Source organism: Microbacterium sp. VKM Ac-2870 (assembly GCF_015350795.1).
GTDB lineage: Bacteria > Actinomycetota > Actinomycetes > Actinomycetales > Microbacteriaceae > Microbacterium.
In genome coordinates, this window is the sequence record NZ_JADKSH010000001.1 from 373,257 (window position 1) to 390,634 (window position 17,378).

Annotated in this window: 14 protein-coding genes; 7 read left to right on the forward strand and 7 right to left on the reverse strand. The window is 66.5% G+C overall.

Annotated features, from left to right (window positions below; all coding sequences use genetic code 11):
- Window positions 1–67: 67 nt before the first annotated feature.
- Both lpdA and ITJ43_RS01830 read right to left on the reverse strand, forming a co-directional pair.
- Window positions 68–1,447 carry a dihydrolipoyl dehydrogenase gene (gene lpdA, locus ITJ43_RS01825; protein WP_194581562.1) on the reverse strand — a complete coding sequence of 460 codons (1,380 nt, stop codon included), beginning with the start codon at window positions 1,445–1,447 and terminating at the stop codon, window positions 68–70.
- Window positions 1,444–2,913 carry a leucyl aminopeptidase gene (locus ITJ43_RS01830; RefSeq protein ID WP_194581564.1) on the reverse strand — a complete coding sequence of 490 codons (1,470 nt, stop codon included), beginning with the start codon at window positions 2,911–2,913 and terminating at the stop codon, window positions 1,444–1,446. Before ITJ43_RS01830 ends, lpdA begins: the two co-directional genes overlap by 4 nt.
- A gap of 131 nt (window positions 2,914–3,044) precedes the next feature.
- Between ITJ43_RS01830 and ITJ43_RS01835 the strand changes: the two genes are divergently transcribed.
- The 3 genes from ITJ43_RS01835 to ITJ43_RS01845 all read left to right on the forward strand — a co-directional run bounded on the left by ITJ43_RS01835 (window position 3,045) and on the right by ITJ43_RS01845 (window position 6,228).
- Entirely contained in the window at window positions 3,045–3,980 is a 936-nt protein-coding gene (locus ITJ43_RS01835) for a proteasome assembly chaperone family protein (RefSeq protein ID WP_194581566.1), read from the forward strand.
- 206 nt (window positions 3,981–4,186) lie between these two features.
- On the forward strand, window positions 4,187–5,530 hold the full coding sequence (locus tag ITJ43_RS01840) for an RNA polymerase sigma factor (RefSeq protein ID WP_194581568.1): 1,344 nt from the start codon (window positions 4,187–4,189) through the stop codon (window positions 5,528–5,530).
- Window positions 5,527–6,228, forward strand: a complete 702-nt coding sequence (locus ITJ43_RS01845) for a coenzyme F420-0:L-glutamate ligase (RefSeq protein ID WP_194581570.1) — start codon at window positions 5,527–5,529, stop codon at window positions 6,226–6,228. The genes ITJ43_RS01840 and ITJ43_RS01845 overlap by 4 nt, the downstream gene beginning before the upstream one ends.
- Before the next feature lie 3 nt (window positions 6,229–6,231).
- On the opposite strand, the gene ITJ43_RS01850 is transcribed toward ITJ43_RS01845, so the two are convergent.
- Window positions 6,232–7,257 carry a sugar-transfer associated ATP-grasp domain-containing protein gene (locus ITJ43_RS01850; RefSeq protein WP_194581573.1) on the reverse strand — a complete coding sequence of 342 codons (1,026 nt, stop codon included), beginning with the start codon at window positions 7,255–7,257 and terminating at the stop codon, window positions 6,232–6,234.
- Window positions 7,258–7,316: 59 nt separating this feature from the next.
- The gene (locus ITJ43_RS01855; protein ID WP_194581575.1) at window positions 7,317–7,535 is read right to left on the reverse strand and encodes a hypothetical protein; all 219 of its coding nucleotides are present in this window, start codon (window positions 7,533–7,535) and stop codon (window positions 7,317–7,319) included.
- Window positions 7,536–7,720: 185 nt separating this feature from the next.
- On the opposite strand from ITJ43_RS01855, the gene ITJ43_RS01860 reads away from it, so the two are divergent.
- Entirely contained in the window at window positions 7,721–9,799 is a 2,079-nt protein-coding gene (locus ITJ43_RS01860) for a DNA gyrase/topoisomerase IV subunit B (protein ID WP_194582421.1), read from the forward strand.
- Window positions 9,800–10,080: 281 nt separating this feature from the next.
- Here ITJ43_RS01860 and ITJ43_RS15250 read toward each other — a convergent pair whose 3' ends face one another.
- Window positions 10,081–11,250 (reverse strand): sensor histidine kinase, encoded by a 1,170-nt coding sequence (locus ITJ43_RS15250; RefSeq protein WP_323741094.1) that lies wholly within the window; start codon window positions 11,248–11,250, stop codon window positions 10,081–10,083.
- A gap of 207 nt (window positions 11,251–11,457) precedes the next feature.
- On the opposite strand from ITJ43_RS15250, the gene ITJ43_RS01870 reads away from it, so the two are divergent.
- Entirely contained in the window at window positions 11,458–12,120 is a 663-nt protein-coding gene (locus ITJ43_RS01870) for a response regulator (RefSeq protein WP_194581579.1), read from the forward strand.
- Window positions 12,121–12,125: 5 nt separating this feature from the next.
- Here ITJ43_RS01870 and ITJ43_RS01875 read toward each other — a convergent pair whose 3' ends face one another.
- A complete protein-coding gene (locus ITJ43_RS01875) occupies window positions 12,126–14,570 on the reverse strand; it encodes a DNA gyrase/topoisomerase IV subunit A (protein WP_194581581.1) in 2,445 nt (814 codons plus the stop codon).
- Window positions 14,571–14,643: 73 nt separating this feature from the next.
- Between ITJ43_RS01875 and ITJ43_RS01880 the strand changes: the two genes are divergently transcribed.
- On the forward strand, window positions 14,644–15,783 hold the full coding sequence (locus ITJ43_RS01880; RefSeq protein WP_194581591.1) for an alkaline phosphatase family protein: 1,140 nt from the start codon (window positions 14,644–14,646) through the stop codon (window positions 15,781–15,783).
- 6 nt (window positions 15,784–15,789) lie between these two features.
- Here the strand turns inward: ITJ43_RS01880 and sepH are convergent, their stop codons facing one another.
- Window positions 15,790–16,833, reverse strand: a complete 1,044-nt coding sequence (gene sepH, locus ITJ43_RS01885) for a septation protein SepH (protein WP_194581593.1) — start codon at window positions 16,831–16,833, stop codon at window positions 15,790–15,792.
- A 245-nt stretch (window positions 16,834–17,078) separates the two neighbouring features.
- On the opposite strand from sepH, the gene ITJ43_RS01890 reads away from it, so the two are divergent.
- Window positions 17,079–17,369 (forward strand): DUF4193 domain-containing protein, encoded by a 291-nt coding sequence (locus tag ITJ43_RS01890; RefSeq protein ID WP_194581595.1) that lies wholly within the window; start codon window positions 17,079–17,081, stop codon window positions 17,367–17,369.
- Window positions 17,370–17,378: the final 9 nt, after the last annotated feature.

The following is a 17,378-nucleotide window of genomic DNA, read 5'->3' on the forward strand; positions in this document are numbered from 1 at the left end:
TTAGTGACCCGTGCGACCGCAGGGAGCGGAGGGCCGTCGAACGGAGGTGTATGTGTATGAATGATTTTCAGATCGCGTGCAGCGGCTTGCCGGCGAGCGCCAGAAAAGCCTCGCCCAACGCTTCGCTTTGCGTGGGGTGCGCATGTAGGTAGGGAGCGATGTCCTCGGGGTGTGCTTCCCAGCCGACGGCCAGCTGGCCCTCGGTGATCAGCTCGCCGACGCGATCACCGACCAAGTGCACGCCCAGGACAGGGCCGTCGGCGATGCGGACGACCTTGACGATGCCTCCCGTGCCGATGATCTCACTCTTGCCATTGCCCGCGAGGTTGTACTCGTAGGCGACCACCTGGTCGCCGTGAGCGGCGCGGGCGGCATCCTCGGTGAGGCCGACAGACGCGACCTCGGGGTGGGAGTAGGTCACGCGGGGGATGGTGTGTTCGGGGACCACGATCGGAGCGTGCCCGGCGATCTCCTCCGCGACGAAGATCCCTTGCTGGAACCCGCGGTGCGCCAGCTGAAGGCCGGGCACGATGTCTCCGGCCGCCCAGACGTGGGGCACGCTGGTGCGCAGGCGCTCGTCGACGACGACGAACCCACGTTCGAGGGTCACGCCCACTTCTTCGAAGCCCATCTCGCCGGTCATCGGACCCCGACCGACCGCGACCAGCAGATAGTCGGCAGACAGCTCCGCCCCGTCGTCGAGGACGAGAGTGACCGCGTCATCCGTCTGCGAGACCGACGCGAAACGAGACCCGAGGCGAGAGGCGATGCCGCGCTTGCGGAAGGCGCGTTCGAGCGCCTTGCTCGAGGACGCCTCCTCGGCGGGCAGGAGATGATCCAACGCCTCGACGATGGTCACCTCCGAGCCCAGTGAACGCCAGGCGCTGGCGAACTCCACACCGATCACTCCACCGCCGAGCACGATGACGGATGCCGGGACCTCGTCCAGGGCGAGCGCTTCCTCGCTGGAGAGGATGCGTCCCCCCAGATCGATGCCCGGCAGGGTGCGGGTGTACGAACCGGTGGCGAGCACCACATCGGTGCCGCGATACAGGTCGTCGCCGACGGCGACCGCTGGGCCCTCCGCATCGACCACGAGACGACCGGTTCCGCTGATGACCGTGATGCCGCGCGCCTTCACCAGCCCTTCGAGACCCTTGAACTTCTTGGCGACGATGCCTTCGCGAAAAGCTGTGACCGCTGCGGAGTCGATGCCGTCGAACGAGGCGCGCACGCCGACCGCCGCGGCCTCGCGCACGCTGTCGGCGACTTCCGCCGCATGCAACAGCGCCTTGGTCGGGATGCAGCCGCGATGCAGACACGTACCGCCGAGCTTGTCCTTCTCCACCAGCAGCACTGAACGCCCGAGTTCGGCAGCGCGCAGGGCGGCGGCGTATCCGGCAGATCCTCCGCCCAGAATGACGACGTCGGCGCGGTTTGAGGTCATCGTGCGTCTCCTTCGACGAATGCCAGCAGCGAGCGGATCGTCGCTGCGGTGGGACCCTTGTCCGTGGCGCCGGACGCCGACTTCGTGGAGCCGCTTCCGGCGATATCGAGGTGCACCCACGGGATGCGAGGAGCGTCGGGGGCGTCGGAGACGCGCCCGACGAAACGCTGGAGGAACAGTCCCGCGAACAGGGATCCTCCGGCGGGGTCGCCGATCTTGGCGTTGACGAGGTCGGCGATGGGGGAGTCGAGCTCCTCCTCCATGTGCGCCGGAAGCGGCAGCGGCCACGCGAGCTCGTCGGCGGCCCCTGCCGCCTCGAGGTATTCGGCCACAGCCTCGTCAGAGCCCATGACGCCCGTATGCCGCGAGCCGAGGGCAACCGAGATCGCGCCCGTGAGAGTGGCGACATCGATGAGGACGTCGGGATGCGTGCGGCTTGCGGCGACCAGCCCGTCCGCGAGGACGAGGCGCCCCTCGGCATCGGTGTTCAAGACCTCTACGGTCGTGCCGTCGAGGATCCTCAGGACATCGCCGGGGCGAATCGCGCGGCCTGAGGGCATGTTGTCGGCGACGCAGAGCCACCCTGAGACACGCACCGGCACCCGCAATTGTGCAGCCGCGCGGACCACGGCGAGAACGGTCGCCGCGCCGCACATGTCGTACTTCATCCCGACCATGCCTGCGGCCGGCTTCAGCGAAAGGCCACCCGTGTCGAAGGTGATGCCTTTGCCGACCAGCGCAATGTGGCGCACGGCATCGGCGGGCGCATAGTCGACGCGGACGAGTCGCGGCGGACGGTCCGAGCCCTGACCCACACCGAGGATGCCGCCGTACCCGCCGTCGGCGAGCCTCACCTCGTCGAGCACTTCGACTTCGACGGGCAGATCGGCGAGCGCGGCGACTGCGGCATCGGCGACGTCCTGGGGTCCGAGCCACTCCGCGGGGGTGTGGACGAGGTCCTTGACGAGCGCGGCCGCCGAACCGATCGCACGCACCCGCTCGAGCGATCGATCGTCGACCTCCGCGTCCGCACGGACGATCACCCGGCCGGCGCGCGCCGGGGCTGCCGTCGACTTGTAACCATCGAAGCGGTAGCCCCCGAGAACAGCACCCTCCGCGGCTGCGCGCCATCCCGCGGCATCCGCAGCCGGAACGTCAACGGCGACGGTGGCGAAGCCGGTCGTGGTGCGCACCGCGGCACCGACCGCGTCACGGAGGTCGGCCGTGTCCGGGCGAGAGCCCGTGCCGACGACGATCAGGGGGAGGCGCGTCGCCTCCGGAGCGTAGACCCGCACGGTGGCGCCCACGGCGCCGGTGAAGCCCACGGCCTCCAGCGCGTCCGCAACGCCCGGCCACGCAGCCAGGGCGTCGGACGCCTCGTCGAGAGGGGGCAGCACGAGGATCAGGGCATCGGCCTCGATCTCGCGCAGGGGTTCGGTCGTGGACGACAGCTCGGGAAACGCCATGACCTCCATCCTAGGTTTGCCTCCTCGCTGAACGTCGACCCCGACGGCCGCGCGTCGGAGCCCGGGCCCGCGGGTGTTCGCTGTCAGCGGCACACGGCGCCGCCACGGGTGAGGGCTCGTACAGTGGAGGCATGCCCCTGAGCGGTCCCCTTTACGAGCGTGTCGCGTCGGCCCCTCCCGTTCCGGCGGGTCTGCCGATGGTGATCGTGCTGACCGGCTTCACGGATGCCGGGGGAGCCGTCTCGCAGATGGTGCAGATCTTCCGCGACGACCTCGATCCCGCACCCGTCGTCGCGTTCTCGGCGGACGTGCTGCTCGACTACCGCGCGCGCCGCCCGACGATCACGTTCGACGCCGATCATCTGGCCGACTACCGGCCGCCGCGCCTAGAGCTCTCACTGGCGCACGACGCCATCGGACAGCCGTTCGTCCTCCTCGCCGGCTACGAGCCCGATTTCGCGTGGGAGTCGTTCTCAGAAACGGTCGTGGGCCTCGCCGAGGGGCTTCAGGTCTCGACGGTGACGTGGGTGCACGCGATCCCCATGCCGGTGCCGCACACGCGCCCGATCGGAACGACGGTCAGCGGCACCCGCACCGATCTGACCCAGGCGCATTCGGTGTGGCAGCCCCACACCCAGGTTCCGGCGACGGTCGGTCACCTCCTCGAGCATCGGTTCGCGCAGAGCGGCGCCTCGGTGTCGGGGTTCGTGCTGCTCGTCCCGCATTACCTCGCCGACACCGACTACCCGGCGGCGGCCCTCGCCGGCCTCGACAGTCTGTCGGTCGCGACGGGGCTCGTGTTCAACGCGGATGCTGTCCGCGAGGAGAACCGTGAGTATGTGTCGAAGGTCGATGACCAGGTCGAGGGAAATCCGGAGCTGACGACGATGCTGCGCACTCTCGAGGAGCGGTACGACGCGTACATGGCTGGGTCCAACCTCGGTCAGCCGATCATCCACACCGGCGACCTGCCGAGTGCAGACGAGCTCGCTGCTGAGCTCGAGCGCTTCCTCGCCGACCGCCGCGGCGACGACTGGCGCGGCGACGACCGTCGCGGACGCCGCTGAGCGGAATGCTGCGGCATCCCGTGGCGTTGTCTGTGGTGTAGACGCGCGGATCCACTATTGCGAACGGTGGATCCAATGATGTATGCGACAATGGAGCCCTGACCCGTTGTCGACCGAGGGCCGTTTCGCCACGAAACGGCCGCGGACTTGACAAGGGTCTTACTCCTGTCCGAAAACCCGGCGCACCCGTCGGTGAAAGGCAAGACGTGACCTCAGGCACGAAGACCACCCGCTCCCGCAAGGTCGAGGAGGAGGAAGCCACGGAGTCCACCACGGAACAGGCAACGACGAAGCCCGCGGCGAAGAAGGCTCCCGCCAAAGCGCCGGCGAAGGCGAAGGCCGCGCCGAAGACGGCGGCCAAGAAGGCCAAGGCCAATGACGACGAGGAAATCGACGAGGACGTCGAGATCGACGAGGCCGACATCGACGACACCACCGAGGATGCTGCGGAGGTCGACTCCGACGAGGCTGCTGCGGGCACCCCGGCGAAGAAGTCGGATGCCGACGACGAAGACGATGAGGAAGAAGAGGGCGCGACCAAGCCTGCCTTCTCCGAACCACTGCCCACGGGCGCGATCGTCATCTCCTCCAGCGATGAGGACGATGTTCCCGTCTACTCGACGCAGATCACCGGTGCCACCGCCGACCCGGTCAAGGACTACCTCAAGCAGATCGGTAAGGTTCCGCTGCTGAACGCGGCCGAAGAGGTCGAGCTCGCGATGCGCATCGAAGCCGGACTTTTCGCCGAAGAGAAGCTCTCGCACATGTCCGCCGCAGAGAAGTCGAGCCAGCTCGGCCTCGACCTGCAGTGGGTCGCCCGTGATGGTCAGCGCGCGAAGAGCCACCTGCTCGGCGCGAACCTGCGTCTTGTCGTGTCTCTGGCCAAGCGGTACACCGGTCGCGGCATGCAGTTCCTCGACCTGATTCAGGAGGGAAACCTCGGCCTGATCCGTGCCGTCGAGAAGTTCGACTACACCAAGGGCTTCAAGTTCTCGACCTACGCCACCTGGTGGATCCGCCAGGCGATCACCCGTGCCATGGCCGATCAGGCGCGCACGATCCGCATCCCCGTGCACATGGTCGAGGTCATCAACAAGCTCGCCCGGGTGCAGCGGCAGATGCTGCAGGACCTCGGTCGTGAACCGACTCCGGAAGAGCTGTCCCGCGAACTCGACATGACCCCCGAGAAGGTCATCGAGGTGCAGAAGTACGGTCGCGAGCCCATTTCGCTGCACACGCCGCTGGGCGAAGACGGCGACAGCGAGTTCGGTGACCTCATCGAAGACACCGAGGCCGTGGTCCCGGCAGATGCCGTCGGCTTCACGATGCTGCAGCGTCAGCTCGAGTCCCTGCTCGACTCGCTCAGCGAGCGCGAGGCGGGAGTCATCCGCATGCGCTTCGGACTCGGCGACGGCCAGCCCAAGACTCTCGACCAGATCGGTGACACGTTCGGCGTGACGCGCGAGCGCATCCGTCAGATCGAGTCGAAGACGATGGCGAAGCTGCGTCATCCTTCGCGTTCACAGTCGCTGCGGGACTATCTCGAATGAGTGCGGACGTTCCCAACGACGGCAAGGCGCTCACTGTCACCGTCGAGGGGACGACGTTCGCGCGAATTCCGATTCGCACGCGCGTCGTGATGCCCGGCGACGACCTCGAGGCCGTCATCTCGGAGTACGCCGGCGGCGAGCTCACCCCGGGTGACCTGCTGTTCGTGACGGAGAAGATCGTCGCGATCACGCAGGGCCGCTCGTACACGCTCGATGAGATCGAGCCGCGGCGTCTTGCACGCTTTCTGTCGAAGTATGTGACGAAGACCTCCTACGGGATCGGTCTGGGCATGCCGGAGACCATGGAGATGGCGCTGCGCGAATGCGGGACACCCCGCATCCTGTTCGCGGCCGCCGTGAGCGCGGTGACCAAGCTCTTCGGCCGCCGCGGCGACTTCTACCGCATCGCGGGGGACAAGGCGCGGGCGATCGATGGGCCGACAAACGGCACGATTCCGCCCTACGACCGTGCCGTCGTCCTCGGCCCGACGAGGCCGGCCGATGTGGCCGCACGCTTGAAGGCGCTTCTCGGCGGGCAGGTTCAGGTCGCTGTCGTCGACATCAACGACATCGGCGGCAACATCCTCGGCTCCACCCTCGATCGCGCCGGTGAGCGTCAACTCGTGCGTATCCTGGCGGACAATCCGCTGGGCCAGGGTCGCGAGTCGACTCCGCTCGGCATCATTCGCGCCGTCTGACGGTCAAAAGCCCATCGCTGCCCGGTAGCGGGGCAGGTGTCCGTGACGAATGCCGGTTGCCGACGGCTTGTTCTCGAACACGCCGGCGCCCCAGTTGCCTTCGACGAGGACCGGACCGGCGGGCGTCACCACGATGTCCCACCCGACATAGCGCACCTCGGGGATCACAAGGGCGACGTCGGTGATGAGAGCGCGCACCTCGTCCATCATCGGGAGACGGAAATCGGCGATCCGGAAGCCCGTGTCGGGGTGCGTCTCGAAGAGGTGGCCGGAGGTGGAGTAGCCCATGCCCATCGCCCGGCCGTCTTCGTGCAGGGCGGTGTAGAAGCCGCCGAACGATGCCTGGTCGCTGACCTGTCCGCGACCGAACTTCTGCGCCATGTTGATGATCTCGACCGTGCCATCCTCTTTGACGAAGGTGGTCACGCGGGTCGTGTTAGCGGTTCCCGGGGCGATCGCTTCGAGGTCCGGGTGCTGAACGATGCGCTCCTCGATGAGCACCTCGCCCTTGTCCATCAGCTCAGCGTGGAAACGATCCCAGTCGGTCACGTCCGCGGAATCGTAACGACGGACGCCAAGCCCGGACTTACTGACAGGGACTTTGGCGATGAACACCGGATGCCGTTTCGCAAAGTGGTGCAACGCCGCGGCGTTGCCGGGCACGAGCTCCAGCCACTCGCGACCGAGGAATCGGTCGAAGTCGCGGTTGAAGTCGACCTTGTGATGGAAGCGGTGGACCTGGTCCGGGTCGTCGTAGCGGTTCGACAATTCGAGCGCCAGCGGGCTGGTCACCCATGTCGCGCGCTCGGCTCGGGTGAGGATCGCGAAGTCGAACTCCATGAAATCGTTGAAGCCCACACGGTGACGCGCGGCCGACCACAGCATGTCGATCAGCACCAGCGGATAGTGCTTGTGATGGACCTTTGCCGTAAAGCGGGCGCGTTCCGTCAGAGAGCCGACGTCGAGTCCGCGGGCACGCTCGAAGAGCACCTCGAAGCGATGAACGAGTGGAAGTCCTCGAGATGCCACGGCAGAGTCCTCCCAGGGACGAACGGGAACGGGGTTCCCGTCAGTCTACGTGGGCGCGATCAGCGTGCGTCGGCCAGACGAGCCGTCTCGTCGTGCCATGACGTGGCGATCGAGCGCAACTTCTCTTCGTACTTGCGGCCGTGGTGGGCGCAGAACAGCAATTCGCTCCCGTTGACCTCGGCAGCGATGTATGCCTGCGCGCCGCAGGAGTCGCAGCGGTCGGCAGCGCTCAGGCGGTACTGGAGGACGTCGGGCTCTGCGGTGGTTGACATGCTCATTTCGGTTCCTCCTCGGTGCACAAGACGCGGTGCGGTGTCATGACATACAACCACGGCGGAGAGCCGGCAATGCCGCGATCCGGTCACATTTCGCTGTGCGCGTAGCCCGTGCGGTGGCGGGAACATCCAGGTCGCCAGACACGTGTGTGTCGTCGCCGTGGTGTCGATGAGGCTGGATACTGTTGATGATTGTGACCTCCGAGTATTCCGCCCATCACCTTCAGGTGCTCGAGGGCCTCGAGGCCGTCCGTAAACGCCCCGGCATGTACATCGGCTCGACGGACTCCCGCGGCCTGATGCACTGCGTCTGGGAGATCATCGACAACTCCGTCGACGAAGCACTCGCTGGCTACGGAGGGCGGATCGACGTCGTGCTCCACAGCGACGGCAGCGTCGAAGTGCGCGACCGCGCCCGCGGCATCCCTGTCGATGTCGAGCCGCGCACCGGGCTCACCGGAGTCGAAGTCGTCTTCACCAAGCTCCACGCCGGCGGGAAGTTCGGAGGCGGCTCTTACGCGGCGTCGGGCGGCCTGCACGGCGTGGGCGCGTCGGTGGTGAACGCACTGTCGGAGCGTCTGGACGTCGAAGTCGACCGTTCCGGCAAGACGTATGCGATGTCCTTCCGCCGCGGAGAGCCCGGACAGTTCGCCGGACCGAGTCCCGACTCTCCGTTCACGCCGTTCGAGCGTGCATCCGAATTGCGCGTCATCGGCAAGGCCGCGAAGGGCGTCACCGGAACGCGTATCCGCTACTGGGCGGATCGGCAGATCTTCACGAAGGACGCGACGTTCCACGCCGAGGAACTGGAGCAGCGCGCACGCCAGACGGCGTTCCTCATTCCGGGACTCGAAATCACCATCGCCGATCAGCGCGGTGAAGAGCCGATCGAGACGACGCACCGCTATGACGGTGGAATCTCGGAGTTCGCCGACTTCCTGGCACCGGATGCCGCGATCACCGACACGTGGCGGCTGAGCGGCTCCGGCACGTTCACCGAGACCGTGCCTGTGCTGCAGCCCGGTGGGGCGATGGTGCCCACCGAGGTCGAGCGCACGTGCGAGGTCGACATCGCACTGCGATGGGGGACCGGATACGAGACCGTCACCCGCTCTTTCGTCAACATCATCGCGACCCCGAAAGGCGGAACCCATCAGACCGGGTTCGAGCAGGGTCTGATGAAGATCGTCCGCACGCAAGTCGAGCAGAACGCCCGCCGACTCAAAGTCGGCGCGGGAGAGAAGCTCGACAAGGACGACATCATGGCCGGGCTCACCACCGTGCTCACGGTGCGTCTGCCCGAACCCCAGTTCGAAGGACAGACGAAGGAGATCCTCGGCACGCCCGCAGTGCGGAACATCGTCGCCAACGTCGTCGCCAAGGAACTCGGCGAGAGGTTCAGCTCCAGCAAGCGCGACGACAAGGCGCAGACCGCGCTGCTGCTGGACAAGGTCGTTTCGGAGATGAAGGCGCGGATCTCCGCGCGGACGCACAAAGAGACGCAGCGCCGCAAGAACGCGTTGGAGTCATCGTCTCTGCCAGCGAAGCTCGCTGACTGTCGCACGACCGACGTCGCGCAGTCGGAGTTGTTCATCGTCGAGGGCGACTCCGCGCTCGGAACGGCCAAGCTGGCGCGCAACAGCGAGTACCAGGCGCTCCTGCCGATTCGCGGCAAGATCCTCAACGTGCAGAAGGCGTCGATCAGCGACATGCTCTCCAACGCCGAGTGCGCCGCGATCATCCAGACCATCGGTGCCGGCTCGGGCCGCAGCTTCGATCTCGATGCGGCGCGCTACGGCAAGATCATCCTCATGAGCGACGCCGACGTCGACGGCGCGCACATCCGAACGCTGTTGCTGACACTCTTCTTCCGGTATATGCGACCGCTGATCGAAGCCGGGCGCGTCTACGCCGCGGTCCCTCCGCTGCACCGCGTGATCGTCGTCAACCCGGGCTCCAAGCCCAACGAGACGATCTACACGTACTCCGAGCAGGAGCTGCACACGCTTCTGGCGAAGGTGCAGAAGTCGGGGCGCCGTTGGCAGGAGCCCGTGCAGCGGTACAAGGGTCTCGGTGAGATGGATGCCGACCAGCTGGCGGAGACGACCATGGATCGCTCTGGCAGGTTGCTCCGCCGGGTGCGGGTGCAAGACGCCGAGGCGGTTGCAGGCGTCTTCGAGCTCCTCATGGGTAGCGACGTCGCGCCACGACGTGACTTCATCGTCACCTCGAGCGACAAACTCGACCGCGAAGCGATCGACGCGTAAAGAGGCCCCAGAAACGCGCGGGGCCCGAAACCGATCTGGGGGGATTCGGTCTCGGGCCATCGCCGCGGCAACGGGGGACATCCGGATGACGACGAAACCAGAAAGGTCTCCTCGTCCCCGAAATCACGGACGTCTCGCGCCGTGCCCTGTGAAGAACCGACTGGGGATCAGCTCTTCGGCAAGATAAGAGTATGTGGGGTCGCGAAGCAGCAGACCTGGACGATCGGTGGAATCGCCTGCGACTTTCGTCTAGATCTCTGTCTCTCGAGTTCTGCGACTGGCTAGCCGCTGAGCGGCAACGACGCACTCACCACCCAGCCAGTAGATTTCCGTTCCGACTCGAACGCTCCGCCGAAGAGACGGAAACGCTCGCGCAGGCGCATGATGCCGTATCCGGATGCCGGCAGCCCGGCGGTCCGAGCGGGAGGCGAGTCGTCAGTGAAGGTGAGATGCACCCAGCCACGCTCGACGCGGAGTGCGATCTTCACCGTCCGAGCTCCCGTCGCGTGTTTGAGGACATTTGTCGCACTCTCGCGGATGACCCGGGTGAGGGCGACGAGGGAGGCGCTGGGCAGGCGCAGGTCAGCCGGAACGTCGGCCACGACCTGAATACCTGCCTGGCCGAGTTCCTTCGTCACGGCCGCGATCGTGCCGGCCATGCCGTCGGGTGAAGAGACCCGCTCGGGAGAGAGGTTCTCTTCGCCGCGCACCATTCCGAGTACACGGCGTATGTCGGTGAGGGCCTGTACGGCCGCTTCTCTAATCGCCGTCTGCGATTGCGTCCGCGTCGTGGCGTCCTCCGTGCGGTCGAGAACCGCGGCGTGGAGGGCGACGATGGTGATTTCGTGGGCGACGATGTCGTGCAGTTCGTCTGCGATGAGGTCGCGTTCGTGCTTGAGTTGCTCCGCGACCTCGCGCTCGCTGACCTCAAGCTGTAGTGCCAAAAGTCTCGCCCTCTCATATTGCTGCCTGATGGCCAGACCGATCATCATGCTGACCACGCTGAGGAACGCGATGATCACCGCGCCGAGCGGCTGAAAACCAGAGCCCGGCCTGCTGACGATCGCCACCAGCCATGCAAGCCACGCGACCAAGTACGTAGCTGTAACCAGCGGACTGCACGTGAATGCCACGAGACCGAGAATGACCGCCGACGTGAGGAGGCTGTCAGCGACCCCCGTGATGCTCGCCGCTACTGCGGCGAGGATGAGAACGGCTGTCGCAATCGGGGGACGCCAAACGAACAGCGCAACCGAGAGGGTAATGCTTGTGGTGATCACCGCCGAAACGACACTGGTGCTTCCACCGTTCGTCGCTCGGAAGAGCGAATCAAGAATAAGGGTCACCGCGACCAGGGTGATCAAGACCCGCTTCGCCAAAGGGCTCAGGGCAAGATAGTCCCAGAAGGGTGTGCGCACGTAGCGCTTGATGTCCGTACGGAAGGAGGTCACAACGCGATTATCTCGCGCCACCGCTTACTTCCAGATGCCGATGAGCTGTCCGAGCCAGTACCACATATGTTTCACCTCCTGCAATGTCTCGAATCGATTCTTCAAACAGACGTCTCCTCGCACGACCAACGAATGGCTACATCGATAGCGACTTTTGTCGACACTCGGGCGAAATGTGCACATGCCGGCTGTTCGTAAGATGAAGACGTGACGGAACCGATTCGGGTGATCATCGTCGACGACGAGTCCTTGGTGCGTGCCGCACTGCGGGTCTTCCTCGACTCGGCAGACGGCTTCGACCTGGTCGGTGAGGCGGAAAACGGGATCGATGCGATCTCGTTGGTCCGCAGCACTCACCCGGACGTCGTACTCATGGACGTCCAGATGCCGAAGATGGACGGCATCGAGGCTACTCAGCGCCTGACCCGCGAGTTTCCGGGCATCAAGATCGTCGCGCTCACCACGTTCTCGTCCGAACGCGTCATCGTCCCCATGCTGAGCGCGGGGGCGTCGGGGTTCTTGGTCAAGGACACGTCGCCCGACCGCATCCTCGACGCCGCGCGTCTCGCTCACGAGGGCGGATACGTGTTGTCGCCGCGGGTGGCGAAGGAGCTCGTGAGTTCTGTGCAGCACAACGAGCCTCCGGCTCCGCGCCAGCTCGGTCGTGATGAGGAGTTGACCGAGCGGGAGCTCGAAGTCGTCACGCTGCTCGCGCAGGGGATGTCGAACTCCGAGATCGCCGCCGCGATGTTCGTCTCGGAGGCGACGGTGAAGTCACACCTCGGCCGGATCACTGCGAAGTGGGGCGTTCGTGACCGCATCCAGGTACTCATCCGAGCCACCCAGCATGGCCTCGTCTCGCTCAGCTGACGCGATCAGGCGATCGCGGTGCCGATGGCGCTGACGACGGCATCCAATGCCTGACCCGATGCGTCTCGCTTGGCACCCGCATCGGGCAGCATGCGCACGGCACCGTCCATGGCAAGCGCACGCGGCTCGGAGCCCACCCACGCGAGAGTGAGAGCGTCCTCGCCCCTCAAGAAACGCTGAGCACGCACGCCGCCGGTGGCGCGCCCCTTGGACGGGAATTCCGAGAACGACGACACCTTGGCGCTTCCGGCGTCCGTGCCGGCGATCGCCTCCAGCGAGCCGGCGATGGTCACCACCACGGCCGCATCGGCGTCGGTCACCGCTGTGAAAGCGATGGCGTTCGCGCCCGGGGACAAGCGGATGCCCGCCATGCCGCCCGCCGCGCGTCCCTGGGGCCGCACGGACGCCGCGTCGAAACGCAGCAGTTGTGCGTCGGATGCGACGAAGACCAGTTCGGCGTCGTCGGGAGCGACGGCCGCGCCGACGATGCGATCGCCGCCTTTCAGTCCGATGATCTCCACATCGTGCTTGCCGCCGGGCAGCTCCGCTGTCGATACGCGCTTGACCGTGCCTTGGGCGGTGCCGAGGGCGATGACGACATCGCCGAGCGGCACGATGCTGACGACATGCTCGGATCCCGACAATCCGAGGTACTGGTCTGCGCGGGTCCCCGCGGCCACCTGCACGGCGTTGGCCGGCACCGATGGCAGGTCGACGGGGGAGAAGCGCACAAGGCGCCCCAGCGAGGTCACAGCGCCGACGTCTCCGCGGGTGGTCGTGTCGACAGCGGCCCGGATGCCGTCGTGCTTGGCACGGCGAGTCGGTGCGACGATCTCGCCCGACTCGGCGAGTTCCGCGCGCACCATGCGACCGGTAGCCGAGAGGAAGACACGGCAGGGAGCATCGGCGATCTGCAGATCGGCCGCCGCCGCGCTGCGTGAACGGGCAGTCACCGGTCCGCCGTTGAGCAACATGGTGCGTCGCGGCGTACCGAACGTCTGCGCCGCGGCATCCAGTTCGCGCGCCACCTGCTGGCGAAGGAGCACGTTGCTCGCGAGCAGCGCTTCGAGATCGGCGATCTCCTTCTTGAGGGTGTCCTGCTCGGTCTCCAGCTCTATGCGGGAGAAGCGCGTGAGCCGGCGCAACCGCAGCTCGAGGATGTACTCCGCTTGCACCTGCGACAGATCGAAGACGCTGATGAGCTTCGCGCGCGCCTGCTCGGTGTCATCAGAGGCACGGATCACCTGAATGACCTCGTCGATGTCGAGGATGGCGATGAGAAGTCCCTCGACGAGGTGCAGGCGCTCCTGCTTGCGCGCCAGACGGAAGCGGCTGCGTCGAGTGACGACCTGGATGCGGTGGTCAAGATAGACACGCAGCAGCGGCTTGAGGCCGAGTGTCTGCGGCTGGCCGTCGACAAGCGCGACGTTGTTGATGCCGAAGGAGTCTTCGAGAGGGGTGAGCCGGTAGAGCTGTTCGAGCACCGCGGCGGGGTCGAACCCCGTCTTGATCCCGATAACCAGGCGCAACCCGTGGTTGCGGTCGGTCAAGTCGTTGACATCGGCGATGCCCGCGAGCTTTTTCGAGCCGACGGCATCCTTGATCTTCTCGATCACGCGCTCGGCACCCACCATGTACGGCAGCTCGGTGACCACGATGCCGGTGCGCCGCGGACCGAGCGACTCGATCGAGGTCTTCGCGCGCGTGCGGAAGGTTCCGCGACCGGTCTCGTAAGCCTCGGTGATGCCGTCGAGGCCGACGATGATGCCGCCGCCGGGCAGATCGGGGCCGGGGACGAACTCCATGAGTTCAGCGGTCGTGGCGTCGGGGTTGTCGAGCAGGTGGATCGCCGCCGAGATGACCTCGATGAGGTTGTGCGGCGCCATGTTCGTCGCCATACCGACCGCAATGCCGGATGCACCGTTGACGAGGAGGTTCGGGAAGGCGGCAGGAAGGACGGCCGGCTGCTGGAACTGTCCGTCGTAGTTCGGCACGAAATCGACGACGTCTTCGTCGAGGTTCTCGGTCAGCGCGAGCGCGGCCGGGGCGAGACGCGCCTCGGTGTAGCGGGCGGCAGCCGGGCCGTCATCGAGCGAACCGAAGTTGCCGTGTCCGTCGACCAGCGGCACGCGGAGAGCGAACGGCTGGGCGAGGCGCACGAGCGCGTCGTAGATGGCCGAGTCGCCGTGGGGATGCAGCTTTCCCATCACCTCACCGACGACGCGCGCACTCTTCACGTGACCGCGATCGGGTCGAAGACCCATGTCGGCCATCTGGAAGAGGATGCGCCGCTGGACGGGCTTGAGTCCGTCGCGCGCGTCAGGGAGAGCGCGCGAGTAGATGACGGAGTAGGCGTACTCCAGGAACGAGTCCTGCATCTCCGCAGAGACGTCGACGTCCTCGATACGGCCGTGGTCCTCGGGGATGGACGCGGTGCGCGAAGCTGCCATGGATGTGCGGTTCCCTCGGTGCTCGGGTGGGCCGGGAAGAGGGGCCGCTGCGCCGTGTGCGAGACTGGCCCCGATGTCCCTCAGCCTACCCGCGGACCCCGCGTCAGCCCGGAGCCTCACCGGTGTCGTCCCGCAACTGCTGCAGTCGCTGTCGGGTGCACCTGACTGGTTCGCACCCGCCGAATCAGCCGTGCTCGTGCTCGTCGACGGGCTCGGCCGAGGAAACCTCACGGCCCGTTCAGGCCACGCCCGATTCCTCACGGCACGGATGACGAAGAGGGATGCCGCACGCAGCACCTTTCCGTCGACCACCGCAACCGCACTCACCAGCCTGCTCACGGGTGTGGACGCCGGCGTCCACGGAATCGTCGGCTACCGCGGGCTGATCCCCGGAACCCTGACCGCGCCGAACCAGCTCAAAGGTTGGGAGACCGACGGGCTGGACCCGCTCACGTGGCAGCGTGCCCGGCCGCTGCTCGAACGAGAGGCAGCAGCGGGCCGGCCCTGCTTCGTCATCAGCAAAGGCCTCTACCGCGACAGCGGTTTCACACGAGCCATCCAACGCGGCGCGACCTTCGTCGCGGCCACCACGCCGGCAGAACGCCTCGCCGTGGCTGCTGATCTCTCCGCCACATATCCGGGCGCGCTCATCTATGTCTACGTACCCGAACTCGATACGATCGGCCACGCACAAGGGTGGGAGTCCACTGCGTGGTTGCGCGCGCTGGAAGAGCTGGATGCCGACCTGCGACGATTCGAGGCCTCGTTGAGCGACGGGGTCGGAGCGCTTGTCACCGCAGACCACGGAATGGTCGATGTCCCCCGCCACCGACAGGTGCTTTTCCGCGAGGGAGATGCTCTTCTGGAAGACGTCGACCTGGTGGCGGGAGAGCCACGGGTGCTGCAGCTCTACACGGCTCCGGGCGCCGCCGCTGACGTCGCCGCACGATGGCGGGAGGCAGAGGGCACCCGCGCGTGGGTGCTCTCCCGCGCGGACGCGGTCGCCGCGGGACTCTACGGCTCCCCGATCGACGACAGCGTGCTCCCGCGTATCGGTGACGTGCTCATCGCCGCGCGCGGCATCGTCGCCTATTACGACGACCGCCTCGCCGACAAGAAGCCACAACGGATGATCGGGCAGCACGGTTCACTGACCGACATGGAACGCGTCGTTCCTCTGATCCGGCTGGGTGCTTTCGCGCCCATCGGCTGAGTCGGCTCAGCCGTCTTCGGTGCGCGCGCCGAAGACGATCTCGTCCCAGGAGGGCATCGAGGTGCGTCCCTTGCGACGTGAGGCGTCGCTGATGACGGTGTCTTCGATATTGGCGGCACTGTCGTCCGGCTCCGCGGCGGAGTCTTCATAGCCGGGCTCGAGCGCGTCGAACAACGCCACGGGGGAGTGCGGTCGTTCCGCCGCGTCATCGGAGGGCATGGGCTCTCGCTGGCCGCGACGACGACGCAGGGCCTCGAGCAAGTCGGCCGTCTCGGCTGACGTCACGGCGTGGTCGGGGGCGCGCTTGATCGCGGCATCCTGAACGGCGGCCGTCGCGGGGCCGCGAACGTCCGGACGGACGATATCGGCCTCGGGAACCGCGGCCGCCTCATCGAGATCGAGGCGCCGCGGGCCGAAAGCGCCGGAATCGAAGCGTGTCGCATCTTTCAAAGGCGAGGCATCCAAAGCACGCAGGCGCGGGATCAGGCCGTCGGGCAGCGAGCCCTGGCGCGAGAGCTGGGTGGCGTCGGAGTTGAGGGGCGCGAGGCTGCTGCGGCGCGGGTCAAAGCTCCACCGCGCGTCGTGGTCGACATCGTTGGCGGTGAACTCGAGCTTGACGATCCAGCCGTCGTCTTCCTTCCAGCTGGTCCACCGCTCACCGACTGCGCCGGCTTCCGCCAGCTTGGCGCGCACCGCGACGCCGAAAGTCGGCTGGGCGTTGGCGTCGAGTTCGCCGGCGATCAGCACCGGCACGGCCAGCGCCTGGCCGACGATGTGCTCACGCTCGGCGAGAACGGGTCGCTCGAACCGCTGAACATCTTCGAGGCGCGCCCCGAGCATCTCCGCGACCTCTTGGGCCGAGAGTCCGGAACGGATACGCGCCTGGATGTCGCGCGGGCTCGGGCGTGCGCTTCGCGGCTCGCTCTCGCGCTGGAAACGGCGCAGCTGACTGCGGAGCGTCTCATCGACCGGCAGGGCGAAGCGTTCGCCCGACTCCGTAGCGAGGACGAGGATGCCCTCTTCGGTTCCGATGACTTTGAGCTGTTCCATGCGAAACACCCCTCCCGTTCCCTGCTCGGGCACGATTCGATTGCCGCGCCCATGCTGTCACAGCAGATCGCCGCCCTCGGGAATATCGCGGGCGTGCCGCGAGTTCCATGCGACGCACCCGCCGGAAGCGGGCAGACAGGTGACGATTATTTGCGAAATCCGACCCCGTCGTGCAAACTATCGCCGCCCCACGTCGGTACCCCCGCCGATGGCCGGCATTCGGCAACAACCTGGAAGTTGAGAGCATGGCGACCGATTACGACGCCCCCCGCAAGACCGACGACGACAGCGAGTCGATCGAGGCTCTGAAGGAGCGCGTTCCCGACAAGATGTCCGGGGCCGTCGATGCCGAGGACGCCGACAACCCCTCCGGTTTCGAACTGCCCGGAGCCGACCTCTCCGACCTGGAGCTCGACGTCGTCGTGCTGCCCCCGCAGGAGGATGAGTTCACCTGCATCGAGTGCTTCCTGGTGAAGCACCGCACCCAGATCGACCACGAAAGCGCCGCGGGCGCTGTGTGCGTCGAGTGCGCTTGATCTGAGTCG